Source organism: Nocardia sp. CA-136227, from assembly GCF_050955695.1.
Lineage (GTDB): Bacteria > Actinomycetota > Actinomycetes > Mycobacteriales > Mycobacteriaceae > Nocardia.
This window is the reverse complement of record NZ_CP192081.1, coordinates 4,036,699-4,051,623: the sequence shown is the minus strand read 5'-3', so window position 1 is coordinate 4,051,623 and position 14,925 is coordinate 4,036,699. Positions and strand designations below refer to the sequence as shown.

The window sequence follows — 14,925 nt, the reverse complement described above, 5'->3', positions numbered from 1 at the left end:
GGCTGGGACCGGCGCATCAACCCCGCGCCGCATCGACCCGAGGAGGGACCCTGTGATCTCGCGACGACGCCTGCTCCTCACCGCCGCCGCCATACCCCTGGGCCTCACCGCCTGCACCAGCGGCGAACCCGGACCCAGCACGAATGGACCCGGCACAGGAACCGGGACCCGGGCCCTGCCCATCCCGCCCCTGGCCCCATCGCGCGTCGACGCCGACGGAGTCCGCCGGTTCACCCTGACCGCACAGGCGGGCAGCCACGAGATCCGGCCCGGCACCCACACACCCACCTGGGGATACAACGGTTCCATCCTCGGCCCCACCCTGCGGGCTCGGCGTGGGGAGACCGTCGAGATCGCCATCACCAACACCCTGCCCGAAGCCACCAGCGTGCACTGGCACGGCATGCACGTGCCCGCCGCCGACGACGGCGGCCCGCACCAGATGATCGCCCCCGCCGCCACCTGGACCCCGCGCTGGCACATCGACCAGCCCGCAGCCACCCTCTGGTACCACCCGCACCCGCACGGCTCCACCGAGAAACACGTCTACCGCGGACTGGCCGGACTGTTCTACCTCGACGACGACAACGGCGACCACCTGAACCTGCCCTCGCGCTACGGTATCGACGACCTCCCCCTCGTCATCCAGGACCGCCGCTTCTCCCCTGACGGCCGCCTCGACGAAACCTCTTCCAGCAGTTACGGATTGCTCGGCGACACCCTCATCGTCAACGGCGCCGTCCCCGGCCACCACGACCTGCCCGCCCGCCGCGCCCGCCTGCGCCTGCTCAACGGATCCTCGGGCCGCCTGCTCGACATCGGCCTGAGCGAGGACCGCGAATTCACGCTCATCGCCACCGACGGCGGCCTGCTTCCCGCCCCCGTCACCCGTACCCGCCTGCTGCTCAGCCCCGGCGAACGCGCCGAGATCCTCGTCGACCTCGACCCCGGCCACATCGCCACCCTGCGCGCCTACCCCGTCACCACCCGCACCGGCATCGACCGCCCCGAACGCTTCGGCTTCGACGACACCTTCGACATCCTCACCCTGCGCGCCACCACCATCGCGCCGGTCGCGCCAATTGCACCCGCCCTACCGGGTGTCCTCGCCGCCCTCACCCCACTGGCCCCCGACCTCCCGGTCACCCGCACCTTCGACCTGAAATGGTTCATGATCAACGGCGCGAAGATGGACATGACCCGCATCGACCTGACCGTCCCCACCGGCGCCACCGAAGTCTGGGCCGTCACCAACCGCGAGGACTGGCCCCACAACTTCCACGTCCACGACACCCAATTCCAGATCCGCGCCATCGACGGCACACCCCCGCCCCCACACCTGGCCGGCTGGAAGGACACCGTCTACACCGAACCCGCCCGCACCTACGAACTGGCGATGCGTTTCCTCGGCCCCGCCGACCCCGCCCACCCGTTCATGTACCACTGCCACCTGCTCCACCACGAAGACCAGGGCATGATGGGCCAATTCCTGATCCTCGACCCCGGCCAGGCCCCCGCCTTCACCCCGCCTCCGATGGGCGACATGCCCATGGGTGCGGGCGGATCCGGCACCCATGGCGGTCACTGACCGCCGCGCGCCGCACCGCCCGTACCGGGGCTCGGGGTCAGCGGCCCTGCCAGACCGGGGGACGCTTCTCCACGAACGCCCGCATCCCCTCGCCGGCGTCCATCGACGACAGCGCCGCCGCGGCGACCTGGCCCTGCTTGCCGAAAGCCTCGGCGACCGACCAATCCGGGGCCTGCTCGATGATCTGCTTGCTCGCGTCGATACTCAACGGCGCGTTCACCGCCACCCGCGCCGCCAACTCCAGCGCGGCATCGAGTGCCTTGCCCGGTTCGGCGACCTGATTGATCAACCCGATCTGCGCGGCCCGCGCCGCGCTGATCGGGTCGCCGGTCAACGACAACTCCATGGCGATCGCGCGCGGTAGGCGCTGCGACAGGCGCAGCACGCCACCACCGACCGCGACCAGGCCACGTTTGACCTCGGGGATACCGAAGGTCGAATCGCTCGCGGCGACAATCAGATCCGCGACCAGCGCCAGTTCGCAGCCGCCGGCCAGCGCCGGGCCCTCCACCGCGGCGATGAGCGGTTTGCGGGGCGGCTGGGACACGATGCCCAGGATGCCGCGCTTCTCGGTCACCGGCACCTCACCGCGCGCGGCCGCCTTGAGATCCATTCCGGCACTGAAATAGCCGCCCGCGCCGGTCAGGATCGCGATCCGGGCGTTCGGGTCGGCCTCGTAGGCGTCGATCGCGCGCTCCAAACCCAGCGCCGCCGCCAGATTGATCGCGTTGCGGGCGTGGGGGCGATTGATCGTGATGATCATGATGTGGCCGCGGCGCTCGATCAGCACCGGCGCGGGCGGCGGAGGCGGCAACGGCACCCGCGCCACACCCGCCGTACTCAACACCGGCTCCGCTGCCGATTCTCCCGCTGCCGATTCCTCGGCGTCCGAACCCGACTCGGGACGCTGCGCCCCGGCCGGGGTGATCGCGTCACCGACCACGGTCACCGGCAGCCCCAGCCAGTCGTCCTCGGTCAACGCGGCCAGCAGCGCGGAATTGGTGGACCGCAACAGCACTCGATCACCGGCCGGGGTCAGCAGGCTCACGATCGCGGCCTCCGGATGACCGTCACGACCGTAGGGCAGCGTGTAGGCCTCCACCACGGCCTCGCCGTCGTAGCCGGTGCGCGCCGGGCGGGCCGGGGGATGCTCGATCACCGGAGTCAGGTGCCGATAGGGCTGTGCGGGCGGGGTCGCCGAATACACGCCCATCGCGTGCTTGGTCAGATACCAGCCCAGAGACGTGGCCAGACCGAAGGATTCGGGTTCGGCGCGCAACCGGCCCACCAGCGACGCCACCGCGTGCCCGCCGTAATTGTTGCCCGGACCGCCGCCGAAGGTCAGCCCACCGGTCACCGACAGCGGCCGCTTCGGGTCGTCGACCGGCAAACCCAGCTCACGCGCCGCGATCTGAACCGCCACCGGGAAACACGCGTACAGGTCCACCGGACCCAGATCCTCGGCCGTGATCCCGGCATGCTCGAACACCGCGGCCCCCAATGCCCCGATCGCCGGCGACGCCGCCAACTCGGCACGCTCACTGACGAACCACTCATCGGTGCCCGACGCGCCCGCATGCAGGAACACCCACTTGTCCTGCGGGATCCCCGCCGCCTCCGCCGCCGCGGCCGAGGCCACGATGATGCCCGAGGCCATATCCACCGTCAGATTCGCGCACTCGAGCTTCGTGTACGGCGCCGAGATCATCCGATTGGCCTCGGTGACCGCCGCGATGTCGGTGGCGGTGAACTCCTGCGGCTGCCACGCCTGCGGATTGGCCGCCGCCACCGCCGAGAACCGCGACCACAATTCCGCCACCGCGGTCGCGTGCTCGGCCGGCGTGCGACCCATCCGGTGCCGGTTCGCCGACTCGAGCAGCGCGTACATATTGATCGGGGCCTGCAACCCGGCCGCGGACTCCGCGGCATTGTTGGCCGCCTTGTCGATCCCGACCGTCCGTGTCGGCGACACCGAGCCGTCCTGCACCGGCCACGCCACCTCGACCCCGGCCCGCTGCGCCGCCGCCTGTGTCGCCCCGGCCTCCGCGCCGGTCACCAACACCAGGTCGTAGTCGCCCGCCGCGATCGCCGCGGCCGCCTCGTTGATCACCAACTGGCCGCCGTCACCACCGAACGGACTCGACTGCACCGTGTCCACCCCGTCCGCGCCGACCGCGGCCGCCACCAGCGCACCCAGATCCCGGTACTGCCACGACGTCGGCGACACCGCGAACACCGCGTCCGCCCGCCCCAGCAACCCGTCCCCGACCCCGGCGTCGGCGGCCGCGGCCCGCAACGCCCGCACCGCCAACTGCGACGGATCGGCATACGACGCGTCGGGGGTTCGCTGCACGATCTGCCCGACACCCACCAGCACCGGCGTCGTCGGCGCCAACACCACCCCGGAAGCCCGGTGCCGCACCGCCTTCCGCTCCGCGCGCCCCGCTCGCGGCGCGGTCCCCGCCAGCACCGCCGGCAACCTGTCGAGGGACTCGGTCAACGCGTCACCGAGCGCGCGGGCCACCGTGCCACCGAGCGGGCCCTCGATCGGCTGCCCCGACAACCCCGCGTCGATGTACACGCTCGACCCGGAACCGTTGGGCGCCACCGTGATCCACAACCCCAGGCCCAAACCCTGCGGGCCGCGCCCGCGCAACCCCAGCCGCGAGTCGCTGACCTCGGTCACCAGCCACTCCACATCGGCCGGAATACCCATGAACTTGGCGACCTGCGTGTACTCCACGCCGACCGCCGCCGACCCCGGCGCCTCCCCACGCCAGCCCGCATGGAAACTCACCCACTCCGGAAGCCGCTGCAACTGCGCCAGATACGCCAGCGTCGCCGCCGCACCGGTCTCGAGATCGCGATGCGCGTGCGCGGTGCGCAGATAGTCCGACAGGCCCTCGGGCAGGGTGTGCTCGACCGGCGCGGCCTCCACCGGCGCCCCCTGGCCGGTCACACCCGCGATCAACTCCCGCACGATCCGCGGATCGCGGCGCACGGTGTCCAGTAACCGGCCCCCGGCGCGGACCTGTTTGCGCAGCGACGCGCCCTTGCCCAGTCCCTGCTCCACCACCGCACGCACACGATCGAAACCTGGCACCGCACTCACGGCCCACCTCCTCGCTGAGGGTCCACACCATCCGGCCCTCACGGTATCGGCCGTTCACCCACCACGGGAAGAGTCAACGCAACTTCGCACCCCCAGCAATATTCGGGCGCGAATCGCCGTTCACAACTCGCGGGCGAACCAGACCTGATCCAGCATCCGGATCCCGTCGACCATCACCACGTCCTCATACCCGGCCGCCGCGGTGAACACATCCGGCACGATCCGCGTCATCCGGAAGCCGCACCGCTGGTAGAAGCGCAGATTCCCGGCATCCGCGGTCGCGGTGGCCACCTCCAGCCGCCGCACCCCCGCCGCCGTCGCGGCCGCCACCACCGTGTCGATCATCCGCCGTCCCACCCCGGACCCGCGCAACGGGCGCACCACCGCGGTATTGACGATCTCCCACGTCGACTCGTCCGTCTCCGGGGCCGCCTGGATATGGCCGACCACATCCCCGGACGCGTTGCGCGCCACCCACACCCGCCCGCGCCCGATGTACCCGGCCAGCAGCGGCTCGGAATCCTCGGCCATCCGGAACGACCACGCGATCTCCTCGCGATCACCGGTGAACTTCTCGATCCGCACCGCGTCGGCATCGGAGTCCGGTGGCACCACGATCAGCATCCATCCCTCGGGATCCAGCACCGCGAACGCGCCCGCCGCCACCCAATACGGATTGTCCGGAATCACCTCGGCCACACCATGATCGGCCAGCCGTTCGCGCAACGCCTCGAACCCGCCGCGCAGATACAGCACCACCGCGTCCTCGGGGTCCACCGGCGGCGGGGCGGGCGCGTCGTCGCGGCGCACCAGCTCGAGCTGGGCGCGCGGCCCCGGCAACCCGAACACGAACCCGCTGTAACCCGCGTGATCGGAGAACGCGAAAAGCTGTGTCAGACCGACGATCTCCCGATAGAACGCCGCGCACTCGTCGAGCCGGGCCGTCGCGCGCGCGAACCGCGCCGCACCCACCGCCAACCCGTCCACACCGGACTCCGCCGCACCCACCGAACAGCCCTCCTCGATCGACGACACACCGCTCCCAGGATGCGCCGTCCACCACCGCCGGGTCGACTCATTAACGCCCGCGCCGCACACAAGAACACGCGAGCCCGGACATCCGGGCTCGCGCGTCGACAGGTCGCGGCAGCGGCGCTACAGAGCGATACCCAGCAGCGCGTCGACGGTGTCGGTGATCAACGCCGGAGCCGTCGCGTCGGGGCCGCCGTAAGCCAGCGCCTGCTGCGCCCACGCGTCCAGCGCCGCCAGCGCCTTGGGGGTGTCGAGGTCATCGGCCAGGTGCCGACGCACCCGCGCCACCGTGTCGGTCGCATCAGGGGCCGAGTCCAGCGCCACCGCCGAACGCCACAGCGCCAGCCGCGAAACCGCTTCGGCCAGTACCGCATCCGACCACTCCCGGTCGCTGCGGTAGTGCCCGGAGAACACGCCCAACCGGATCGCGCCCGGATCGGTGCCCGCCGCGCGCAGCTTGGACACGAACACCAGATTGCCGCGCGACTTCGACATCTTCTCGCCATCGAGCCCGATCAGGCCCGCGTGCACGTAATGCCGGGCGAAGCGACGGCCCTTCACCAGCGCCTCGGCGTGCGCGGCGGAGTACTCGTGGTGCGGGTAGATCAGGTCGCTGCCGCCGCCCTGGATATCGAACTCGGTGCCGATCCGGTTGACCGCGATCGCCGCACACTCGATGTGCCAGCCCGGACGGCCCGCCCCGAACGGCGCCGGCCACGACGGCTCACCCGGCCGCTCGGCCCGCCACAACAGCGCGTCGATCGGATCACGCTTGCCCGGCCGCTGCGGATCCCCGCCGCGCTCGGCGAACAACCGGTCCATCGTCTCGCGGTCATAGCCGGACTCGTAGCCGAACTGCTCGGTCGCGTCGTGACGGAAGTAGATGTCGGGATACTGCGGGTCGTCGACCACGTACGCCGCGCCCGAGGCCAGCAGCTTGTCGACCAGTTCCACGACCTCCTGCACCGACTCGATCGCGCCGATGTAGTCGCGCGGCGGGATCACCCGCAGCGCCGCCATGTCCTCGCGGAACAGGTTGATCTCGCGGGTGCCCAGCTCACGCCAGTCGATGCCGTCGCGTTCGGCCCGCTCGAACAGCGGATCGTCCACGTCGGTGGTGTTCTGCACGTAGTGCACCTCGTGGCCGGCGTCGCGCCACAACCGGTTGACCAGGTCGAAGGTCAGGTAGGTGGCGGCGTGGCCGAGGTGGGTGGCGTCATAGGGGGTGATGCCGCAGACGTACATCGTCGCGGTCGCGCCGGGGGTCACCGGGCGCACCTGCTTGTCGGCGGTGTCGAACAAACGCAACGCTGGTCCGGATCCGGGGACGGTCGGGACAGCGGTATCGGACCAGGACTGCATGATCCGAGGTTATCCCTGGGATCGGGCCGCGACGTCGCCGCCCCCGCACCGGTGTGCCCCACGACACGCGCCCGACCGGGCCGACCTGCACCCTAGTCGCCGACCCGGCGGTGTCAATGCTTGCAATCAGCGCGACGAGAACGCCGCGGCGACCCGAACGCCGGGGGTCAGAACGCGGGCCACGGAATCGGCCGCTGACTGGCGGGCAACGGCATCACCGGCTCGTCCAGCAACGCCCGCCCCCGCGCCTCGAGCGCGTCGATCTCGGCGTCGGTGATCAACCCCGCCAGCCGCTCACCCAGCTCCCCGGGCAGCGCCTTCACCAAAACCGTGATGTCGGTGAGCAATTCGTCGGCGACCGGCTCGCCGGCCCACCCCCACAACACCGTGCGCAACTTCGGCTCGGTGTGCAGGCAGATCCCGTGATCCACCCCGTACACGCGCCCGTCCAGACCCAGCAGGGCGTGCCCGCCCTTGCGGTCGGCATTGTTGATCAGCACATCGAGCACCGCCATCCGCTGCAGCCGCTCGTCGTCGGCGTGCACCAGCGACACCGGATGCCCGCCCGGATCCAGCGCCCGCAGCACCTCCCGATACCCGTCGGGGATCGCGCTCACCGGGCACAGATCCACCAGACCCGGGCTCGGCTCGTCCTCGGCGGTGTCGATCCAGCGCTGCACCATGCCGGGCCCGAAAGGTCCCTCCCGCAACACCGTTTCCGGGATCACGCCCCACCCCAGCGCCTGCGACACCAGATACGAGGCCACCTCCCGCCCGGCCAGGGTGCCGTCGGGGAAGTCCCACAACGGCCGCTCCCCGCGCTCGGGTTTGTACACCACCCGCTGCCCGCCCGCGCCCGCCTCGCACACCAGGGTGACGTTGCTGGCGGTGGTGACCTGACCGATCACCGTCAACTCGGCGGTCTGCCACGACCGGTCTGCCGTGGGGCTGCTGGAGGCCGACACCGGATCAGTCCTCGGAATCGTCGTCGGAGTCGTCGGCTTCGGTGGCCCCGAAGATGTCGCCGCGCTTGTAGCCGTTGGTCCGCACACACATGTGCCCGGCCGTGGACAGCGGCTCCCCGCACAGCGGACACGGCGGGCGGCCCGCCGCGATCACCCGCGCCGACCGCAACGCGAACTCCCGCGCCTGCACCGGGGTCAGGAACACCCGCACCGCGTCGGGACCCTCCTCGGTGTCGTCGAGAACCACCGATTCGTCGACCTCGGTCTCGGTAATCGCCAACAGCTCCACCACCACCGCGCCCGCGTCGGCGTCCCAGCCCAAACCCATGGTGCCGACCCGGAATTCGGCGTCGATCGGCGTCACCAGCGGCGCGGTGTCGGCCACGTCGGCGGCCTGTGGGGGCACCGAGGTCCCGAAGCGCCGTTGCACCTCGTCGAGCAGCAGACCCATCCGATCGGCCAGCACCTTCACCTGCTGCTTCTCGAGCAGCACGCTGATCACCCGCGGCTCCTGCACCGCCTGCAGGTAGAACGCGCGGTCGCCCGGCTCGCCGACGGTGCCGGCGACGAAACGATCGGGGGTGCGGAAGATATGGATTGCCCGGCCCATTGCACCTCCATTCGGTTCACTCACACTGATGAATCGGGGCGTTCGCCAGCCCCATTATCCGTACTGTCGGTGGTACCCGTTTCTCCGCCGGGAACCGGCCCCGAGCGCGATTCGCCGCCAGTTCGCGGTGAAATCGCCGCCAACCCGGACAGATCGGTACCCGTGTCATTGAGCCGCCACACATAAGGGGCGTTCGGGGTGTAGCGGACGACGCTGATCGACGCCGGTTCCACCACGATCCGCTGGAAGCCGTCGAGGTGAAGGCCGAACGCGTCGGCCAGCACCGACTTGATGACATCGCCGTGCGTGCACGCAATCCACAACACATCGCTACCATGCCGCTCGGCGAACTGCCGATCCCGTTCGCGCACAGCGGACACGGCACGGAACTGCACCTCCGCCAGCGACTCACCCGAGGGGAACCGTGCCGCCGACGCCTGCCGCTGCACCACCTTCCACAACGGCTCGGTAACCAGGTCGGCGAGCGCCTTGCCCGTCCAGTCGCCGTAGTCGACCTCGAGCAGCCGCTCGTCCGGGTCGGCCTCGATGCCCAGCTTGTCCGCGAGGGGGGCGACGGTGCGCTGGCAGCGCAGCAGCGGCGAGCACACGATGTGCTCGATCGGCAGCGATCCCAGCCGCTGAACCAGGCTCGCGGCCTGCTCACGGCCACGGTCGGTCAGATCGACGCCGGCGCTGCGCCCGGCCAGGGTGCGGGCAATGTTCGACGTGGACACGCCGTGCCGCAACAGGATCACCGTCACCGGGACAGCCTACCGACTAGGTCGCCGACACGACGCCGGTCGCCAGCAGCGCGATCACCGTCAACCCCAGCACGATGCGGTAGCCCACGAACCAGTCCAGCGAATGGCGCGCCACGAACTTCAACAGCCACGCCACCGACGCGTAGCCGACCGCGAACGACAGCACCGTGGCCACCAGCAGCTGCGGTCCCGACGCATTGAGGCCCTCACCAGCGGGTTCGAAGGCATCGGGGAGGCTGAACAGGCCCGAGGCCAGCACCGCGGGAATGGCCAGCAGGAACGAGAACCGCACCGCCGCCTCACGAGTCAGACCGCAGAACAGGCCCGCCGAGCTCGTCGCGCCCGAACGCGACACGCCCGGGATGAGGGCCAGGCACTGGGCCAGGCCCATGATCAGGCCGTCGCGGGTGGTGAGCAGTTCGATCGGGCGGCGCGCGCGCCCGTAGGTCTTGCCCGAGTAGTACTCCGCCGCCGCGATCACCAGCGCGAACACGATCAGCATGATCGAGATCAGCCACAGATTCCGTGCGCCGGTACGGATCTGGTCCTTGAACAGCAGACCCAGCACCCCGATCGGGATGGTGGCGATGATCACATACCAGCCGACCCGGTAGTCCAATTCGCGCTGGGTGTCGGGATCGGGGCCGTAGGCGAAGGAGCCGTCCTCGGTCAGTACCGGCAGCTGCGTGGTGGCGCGCTCGTGCAGCGGCACCGAATCGCGTTGACGCCCAGCGACCTTCATCCACACCGTGGTGCACCAGGCCACCAGGATCCGCCAGATGTCCTTGGCGAAATACACCAGCACCGCCGCCTCGGTGCCCAGCTGGGTGACCGCGGTGAACGACGCGCCCGCGTCATCGCCGAAGAACACCGCCGAGACGATCCGCAGATGCGCCGAGGAAGAGATCGGCAGAAATTCCGTCAGACCCTGTACCAGGCCCAGTACCAATGCCTGCACCCACGTCATCGACTCGCCCACGCAGCCTCCAGTCCCGAATCATCAGCTCCCGGTGAGCATTTCGATGCCCCGGGCCGCCACCGGCGCGGCGTTCGCGCCCCGCCGCAACGCTGCGACCCTACCGGGCCGTGATGGCGCGCCCGATACCCCCGGGTGAAATCGGGTTCCGGCTCGCGCGCGCCGGAATTCGCCGCGCTCGGCGCGGGCCGTAGCCGGGCGCGGGCCGTCGGTGCGCCTAGGCTGACGCGTGTGACGAAAGGGCAAGCGCGGTGATGCAACAACGGACGGTCGGCCGCAGCGGACTGCGGGTGTCGAGGCTCGGGCTGGCCACCCACACCTGGGGCAGGGAGACCGACGCCGAGGACGCCGCGGCCCAGCTGCTGGCGTTCGTCGAAGCCGGCGGCAACCTCGTCGACACCTCCCCGGCCTACGGTGACGGCGCCGCCCAGCACATCCTCGGCGAGCTGATCGCCGAAGTCGGCCGCGAGGACCTGGTGCTGTCCGGAAGTGCCGGATACACACCGATACTCAGCGACGCCGCCGCCGCCGCGCCCGCCGCCGTGCGCTGGACCGTCGACGCCTCCCGGCGCACCATGCGCCGCCAGCTCGACCACACCCTCACCCAGCTCGGCACCGACCACCTCGACCTGTGGACAGTCGCCGCGTGGGACCCGCACACCCCCCTGGAGGAGATCGCCGACACCTTGTCGTGGGCGGTGCGCTCGGGACGCGTTCGCTACGCCGGAGCGCGCGGCTACGACGGCTGGCAGCTGGCCACCCTCGCCGCCGCCGCGCCGCTGACCGCCGCCAAGACCCCCTACTCGCTGCTGGCGCGCGGCGTCGAGCACGAATTCGTGCCCGCCGCACAGCATCACGGCATCGGCGTCATCGCCACCGCACCCTTGGCCGGGGGGATCCTCACCGGCAAATACCGCGACGGGGTGCCCGCCGATTCCCGCGGCGCCGACGAGTCCACGGCCGCGGAGATCACCGCCCATCTCGACGACCGGGCGGTGCGGGTGGTCGACGCGGTCGTCACGGCCGCCGACGGGCTGGGGACCTCGCCGCTGGCGGTGGCGCTGGCGTGGATCCGAGACCAGCCCGCGGTCGCCTCGATGCTGGTCGGGGCCCGCGACATCGGGCAGCTCACCGGCATTCTGGCCGCCGAGACCCTCGAACTGCCCCGCGCCATCGCCGCGGCCCTCGGAGACGTGAGCGCACGCACAGAATGAGCCAGGCTAGCCTTGCCTGCATGAGGTGTCTCGTGAATGCCCGCACCGCCGCCCGCACGCTGGTGATCCTGCTGCTCGGTGTCGGTCTCGTCGCCGGGGTCACCGCCTGCGGCTCGGGCACCACCACGAGCACCGGCGGCCGCGGACCCGTCACCGCCGAGATCGGCGACCTCGACCCGGTCACGCTGGGTCCCGAACCGGTTGCCACGCTGCCGGTCACGGTCACCTCCTTCGACGGCACCCCGGTCACCGTCACCGACACCTCCCGCATCATCGCCGCCGACCGCTACGGCACCCTCGCCCAAACCGTCGTCGCCCTGGGGCTGCGCTCGAAGCTGATCGGGCGCTCCAACTCCGCGGCGTTCCCCGCCGTGCGAGACCTGCCCACCGTGTCCTCGGGCAGCGGCACCCTGAGCGTGGAAGCTGTTGCGGCACTGCGGCCCACGGTGTTCCTCACCGACACCACCACCGTCACCCCCGCGCTGCGCGACCAGCTGCGCGCCCTGGGCATCACCGTCGTCTACTTCGACACCGGACGCACCATGGCCGGAGTCGTCCCGCAGATCGAGGCCGTCGGCGCCGCGCTCGGTGTGCCCGACGCGGGCAAGGCGCTGGGGCAGCGCACCCGCACCGAGATCGACGCCGCCATCGCCTCGGTGCCGCATCAGGACGCCAAACCCAAGATCGCTTTCCTGTACCTGCGCAGCGCCGCGATCACCATGATCGCCGGACCCGGCTCGGGCGCCGACTCGCTGATCACCGCGATCGGCGGCATCGACGCCGGAACCGCGTCGGGCATCACCAAGGACTTCCTGCCCATCACCAGCGAGGCCATGATCGCCGCCGCCCCCGACGCCCTGCTGCTCATGAGCGACGGCCTGGCCTCGGTCGGCGGCGTCGACGGCCTCGAGAAGGTCCCCGGCATCGCCCAGACCCCCGCCGGACGCGACCGCCGCGTCATCGACATGTCCGACGCCATCCTGCTGTCCTTCGGCCCCAACACCGGCCGCGTGCTGTCGGCCCTCGTGAAGGCCGTCTACGGCCCCGCCGCCGCATGAGCAAGCGCCCCGGAGCGGCCGACAACCAAGGCCCCCACATGGATTCACCGAGCAACACACACGACGACCGCACCGCAGCGCACAACGGCGCTGCCACCGCGCTCGGCCCCGGCGACCCGGCACACGATGCGCCCGCCGACTCAGCACACGATGGTCCCGCCGATGCGGGACAGGGCGGTCCCGCCGATCCGGAGCACGGCGGCCCGGCTGCCCGCGCGCAGGACGGCTCGGCCGAGCGCTCGTCCGGCGGGAGTGCCGAACAGGCAACGGATGCGGCGGCGAAGACGCCGGCTGGGTCCAGCGCACCGATCAGCGGCGACGAGGCGATGACCGCGGAGTCGGCGGTCAAGGCGCTGCCCAGCGCACGCCGCAAGTGGTCGCGCAACGCGGTCATCTTCACCGGCGCGCTGGCCGCGCTGGTGGTGCTCGCGCTGATCTCCGCCGCCATCGGCCAGGTGCCCACCAGTCCCGCCGAGGTCGCGGGCGCGTTCCTGCACCGCATCGGGCTGGACTGGGGTCCCATGCCCGCCCACCCCGCCGGATACGTGACCCTGTGGGAGGTGCGGTTCCCGCGCGTCGTGCTCGGCATGCTCGTCGGCGCGGCCCTGGCCACCGCCGGCGCCCTGCTGCAGGGCGTGTTCGCCAATCCGCTCGCCGAACCCGGCGTGATCGGCGTGTCCGCGGGCGCGGCGGTCGGTGCGGGCACCGTGATCGTGGCCGGGGGCGCGTTCGTGGCCGCCTGGTCGGTCGCGGCGGGCGCGTTCGCCGCCGGACTGGCCACCACCCTGCTGGTGTATCTGCTGGCCCGCTCAAACGGCCGCACCGAAGTGGTGACCCTGGTGCTGACCGGTGTCGCCATCAATGCCTTCGCCGGCGGGCTGATCTCGTTCCTGCTGTTCTCCGCCTCGCCCGCGGCGCGCGACCAGATCGTGTTCTGGCAGATGGGCAGTCTCAACGGCGCCACCTGGCAGTCGGTGAACGTGGTGTGGCCGCTGACGCTGCTGGGCCTGGCCGCCGCGATCTGGATGGCCCCGCGCCTGGACCTGCTCGCCCTGGGAGAGTCCGCGGCCCGGCATCTGGGCGTGGACGTGGAACGGTTGCGGCGCAATGTGATCGTCGTGGTCGCGGTGCTGGCCACCGCCGGGGTCGCGTTCACCGGCATCATCTTGTTCGTCGGGTTGATCGTGCCGCACCTGGTGCGCATGCTGGTCGGGCCCGGCCACCGGGTGCTGATCCCGCTGTCGGCCATCGTCGGCGCGGTGGTGCTGGTGGCCGCCGACATCGGCGCCCGCGCCCTGGTCCACAACGCGGACCTGCCGCTGGGCATGATCACCTCACTGGTCGGCGGGCCGTTCTTCTTCTGGCTGCTGCGCCGCACCCGCTCACGATCGGGAGGCTGGGCATGAGCGGCCTACGCGAGCTCACCACCATCTTCGGGCGCACCCCCGCCCTGCCGGAAACCCCCGAACCGGGTGCGGCGACCCTGCGCGCCCGCAAGGTCAGCGCCAAACGTGGCGAACGCACCGTGCTCGAGGGCATCGACTTCGATGTCGTCGCCGGGCAGATCGTGGCGTTGGTCGGTCCCAACGGCGCGGGCAAGTCGACGCTGCTGGCCGCACTGGCCGGGGAGCTCGAATTGAGTGGCGGCAGTGTCGAACTCGACGGCCACGCCCTCACCCACTGGACGCATCTGGACATGGCCCGCCGCCGCGCGGTGCTACCCCAGTCGCACACCGTCGGATTCCCGTTCAGCGCCCGCGAAGTCGTCGCCATGGGTCGTTCCCCGTGGGCGCGCACGCCGCGTCAGGTGGACGACGAGCGGGCCATCGCCGCGGCCATGGCCGCCACCGACGTCGAACGCTTCGCCGCACGCCCGTTCCCGGCCCTGTCCGGCGGTGAGCGTGCCCGTGTCGCCCTGGCCCGCGTCCTGGCCCAGGACACCGCGACGCTGCTGCTCGACGAACCCACCGCCGCACTCGATCTCGGCCACCAGGAACAGGTCCTGCGCCTGGCCCGCGAGCGCGCCACCGCGGGCGCGGCAGTCGTGGTCGTGCTGCACGATCTGGGTGTCGCCGCCGCCTACGCCGACCGCGTCGCCGTGCTCGATGCCGGACATATCGCCGCCGACGGCCCGCCTCGCGAGATCCTCACCGCGGAACTGCTCACCCGCGTCTACCAGCATCCGGTCGACGTGTTCGACCACCCGGTCACCGGCGCCCAACTGGTACTGCCCGTCAGAGGCTGAGC

At 71.2% G+C, this 14,925-nt stretch carries 12 protein-coding genes; 5 read left to right on the top strand and 7 right to left on the bottom strand.

What is annotated here, in order from left to right:
* Positions 1-52 precede the first annotated feature (52 nt).
* Positions 53-1,588: a multicopper oxidase family protein gene (locus ACQP06_RS18685; RefSeq protein WP_433665822.1), complete on the top strand. Its 1,536-nt coding sequence runs from the start codon at positions 53-55 to the stop codon at positions 1,586-1,588.
* A 37-nt stretch (positions 1,589-1,625) separates the two neighbouring features.
* Here ACQP06_RS18685 and ACQP06_RS18680 read toward each other — a convergent pair whose 3' ends face one another.
* The 7 genes from ACQP06_RS18680 to ACQP06_RS18650 all read right to left on the bottom strand — a co-directional run bounded on the left by ACQP06_RS18680 (position 1,626) and on the right by ACQP06_RS18650 (position 10,397).
* Positions 1,626-4,700: a type II toxin-antitoxin system Rv0910 family toxin gene (locus ACQP06_RS18680; RefSeq protein ID WP_433665821.1), complete on the bottom strand. Its 3,075-nt coding sequence runs from the start codon at positions 4,698-4,700 to the stop codon at positions 1,626-1,628.
* A 120-nt stretch (positions 4,701-4,820) separates the two neighbouring features.
* Positions 4,821-5,735, bottom strand: coding sequence for a GNAT family N-acetyltransferase (locus tag ACQP06_RS18675; protein ID WP_433665820.1), 915 nt, complete (start codon positions 5,733-5,735; stop codon positions 4,821-4,823).
* A gap of 120 nt (positions 5,736-5,855) precedes the next feature.
* Entirely contained in the window at positions 5,856-7,094 is a 1,239-nt protein-coding gene (gene mshC / locus ACQP06_RS18670; RefSeq protein ID WP_433665819.1) for a cysteine--1-D-myo-inosityl 2-amino-2-deoxy-alpha-D-glucopyranoside ligase, read from the bottom strand.
* A gap of 167 nt (positions 7,095-7,261) precedes the next feature.
* Positions 7,262-8,059, bottom strand: coding sequence for an SCO1664 family protein (locus ACQP06_RS18665; RefSeq protein WP_433665818.1), 798 nt, complete (start codon positions 8,057-8,059; stop codon positions 7,262-7,264).
* A gap of 4 nt (positions 8,060-8,063) precedes the next feature.
* On the bottom strand, positions 8,064-8,669 hold the full coding sequence (locus ACQP06_RS18660; protein ID WP_433665817.1) for a DUF3090 domain-containing protein: 606 nt from the start codon (positions 8,667-8,669) through the stop codon (positions 8,064-8,066).
* 20 nt (positions 8,670-8,689) lie between these two features.
* Positions 8,690-9,430 (bottom strand): histidine phosphatase family protein, encoded by a 741-nt coding sequence (locus ACQP06_RS18655; RefSeq protein ID WP_433665816.1) that lies wholly within the window; start codon positions 9,428-9,430, stop codon positions 8,690-8,692.
* Between the two features lie 16 nt (positions 9,431-9,446).
* Positions 9,447-10,397 (bottom strand): undecaprenyl-diphosphate phosphatase, encoded by a 951-nt coding sequence (locus tag ACQP06_RS18650; protein ID WP_433665815.1) that lies wholly within the window; start codon positions 10,395-10,397, stop codon positions 9,447-9,449.
* A gap of 263 nt (positions 10,398-10,660) precedes the next feature.
* Between ACQP06_RS18650 and ACQP06_RS18645 the strand changes: the two genes are divergently transcribed.
* The 4 genes from ACQP06_RS18645 (at position 10,661) to ACQP06_RS18630 (ending at position 14,923) form a co-directional block, all read left to right on the top strand.
* Positions 10,661-11,620, top strand: coding sequence for an aldo/keto reductase (locus ACQP06_RS18645; protein WP_433673360.1), 960 nt, complete (start codon positions 10,661-10,663; stop codon positions 11,618-11,620).
* A 20-nt stretch (positions 11,621-11,640) separates the two neighbouring features.
* Entirely contained in the window at positions 11,641-12,678 is a 1,038-nt protein-coding gene (locus tag ACQP06_RS18640) for a heme/hemin ABC transporter substrate-binding protein (protein WP_433665814.1), read from the top strand.
* A 326-nt stretch (positions 12,679-13,004) separates the two neighbouring features.
* The gene (locus ACQP06_RS18635; RefSeq protein WP_433673359.1) at positions 13,005-14,084 is read left to right on the top strand and encodes a FecCD family ABC transporter permease; all 1,080 of its coding nucleotides are present in this window, start codon (positions 13,005-13,007) and stop codon (positions 14,082-14,084) included.
* Positions 14,081-14,923, top strand: a complete 843-nt coding sequence (locus ACQP06_RS18630) for a heme ABC transporter ATP-binding protein (RefSeq protein WP_433665813.1) — start codon at positions 14,081-14,083, stop codon at positions 14,921-14,923. The genes ACQP06_RS18635 and ACQP06_RS18630 overlap by 4 nt, the downstream gene beginning before the upstream one ends.
* Positions 14,924-14,925: the final 2 nt, after the last annotated feature.

What these genes read in the sequence shown, in the direction of transcription:
- ACQP06_RS18645 (WP_433673360.1), top strand. Translation starts at nt 10,661, where the DNA reads ATGCAACAACGGACGGTCGGCCGCAGCGGACTGCGGGTGTCGAGGCTC.
- ACQP06_RS18650 (WP_433665815.1), bottom strand. Translation starts at nt 10,397, where the DNA reads ATGACGTGGGTGCAGGCATTGGTACTGGGCCTGGTACAGGGTCTGACG.
- mshC (WP_433665819.1), bottom strand. Translation starts at nt 7,094, where the DNA reads ATGCAGTCCTGGTCCGATACCGCTGTCCCGACCGTCCCCGGATCCGGA.
- ACQP06_RS18630 (WP_433665813.1), top strand. Translation starts at nt 14,081, where the DNA reads ATGAGCGGCCTACGCGAGCTCACCACCATCTTCGGGCGCACCCCCGCC.
- ACQP06_RS18640 (WP_433665814.1), top strand. Translation starts at nt 11,641, where the DNA reads ATGAGGTGTCTCGTGAATGCCCGCACCGCCGCCCGCACGCTGGTGATC.
- ACQP06_RS18635 (WP_433673359.1), top strand. Translation starts at nt 13,005, where the DNA reads ATGACCGCGGAGTCGGCGGTCAAGGCGCTGCCCAGCGCACGCCGCAAG.
- ACQP06_RS18660 (WP_433665817.1), bottom strand. Translation starts at nt 8,669, where the DNA reads ATGGGCCGGGCAATCCATATCTTCCGCACCCCCGATCGTTTCGTCGCC.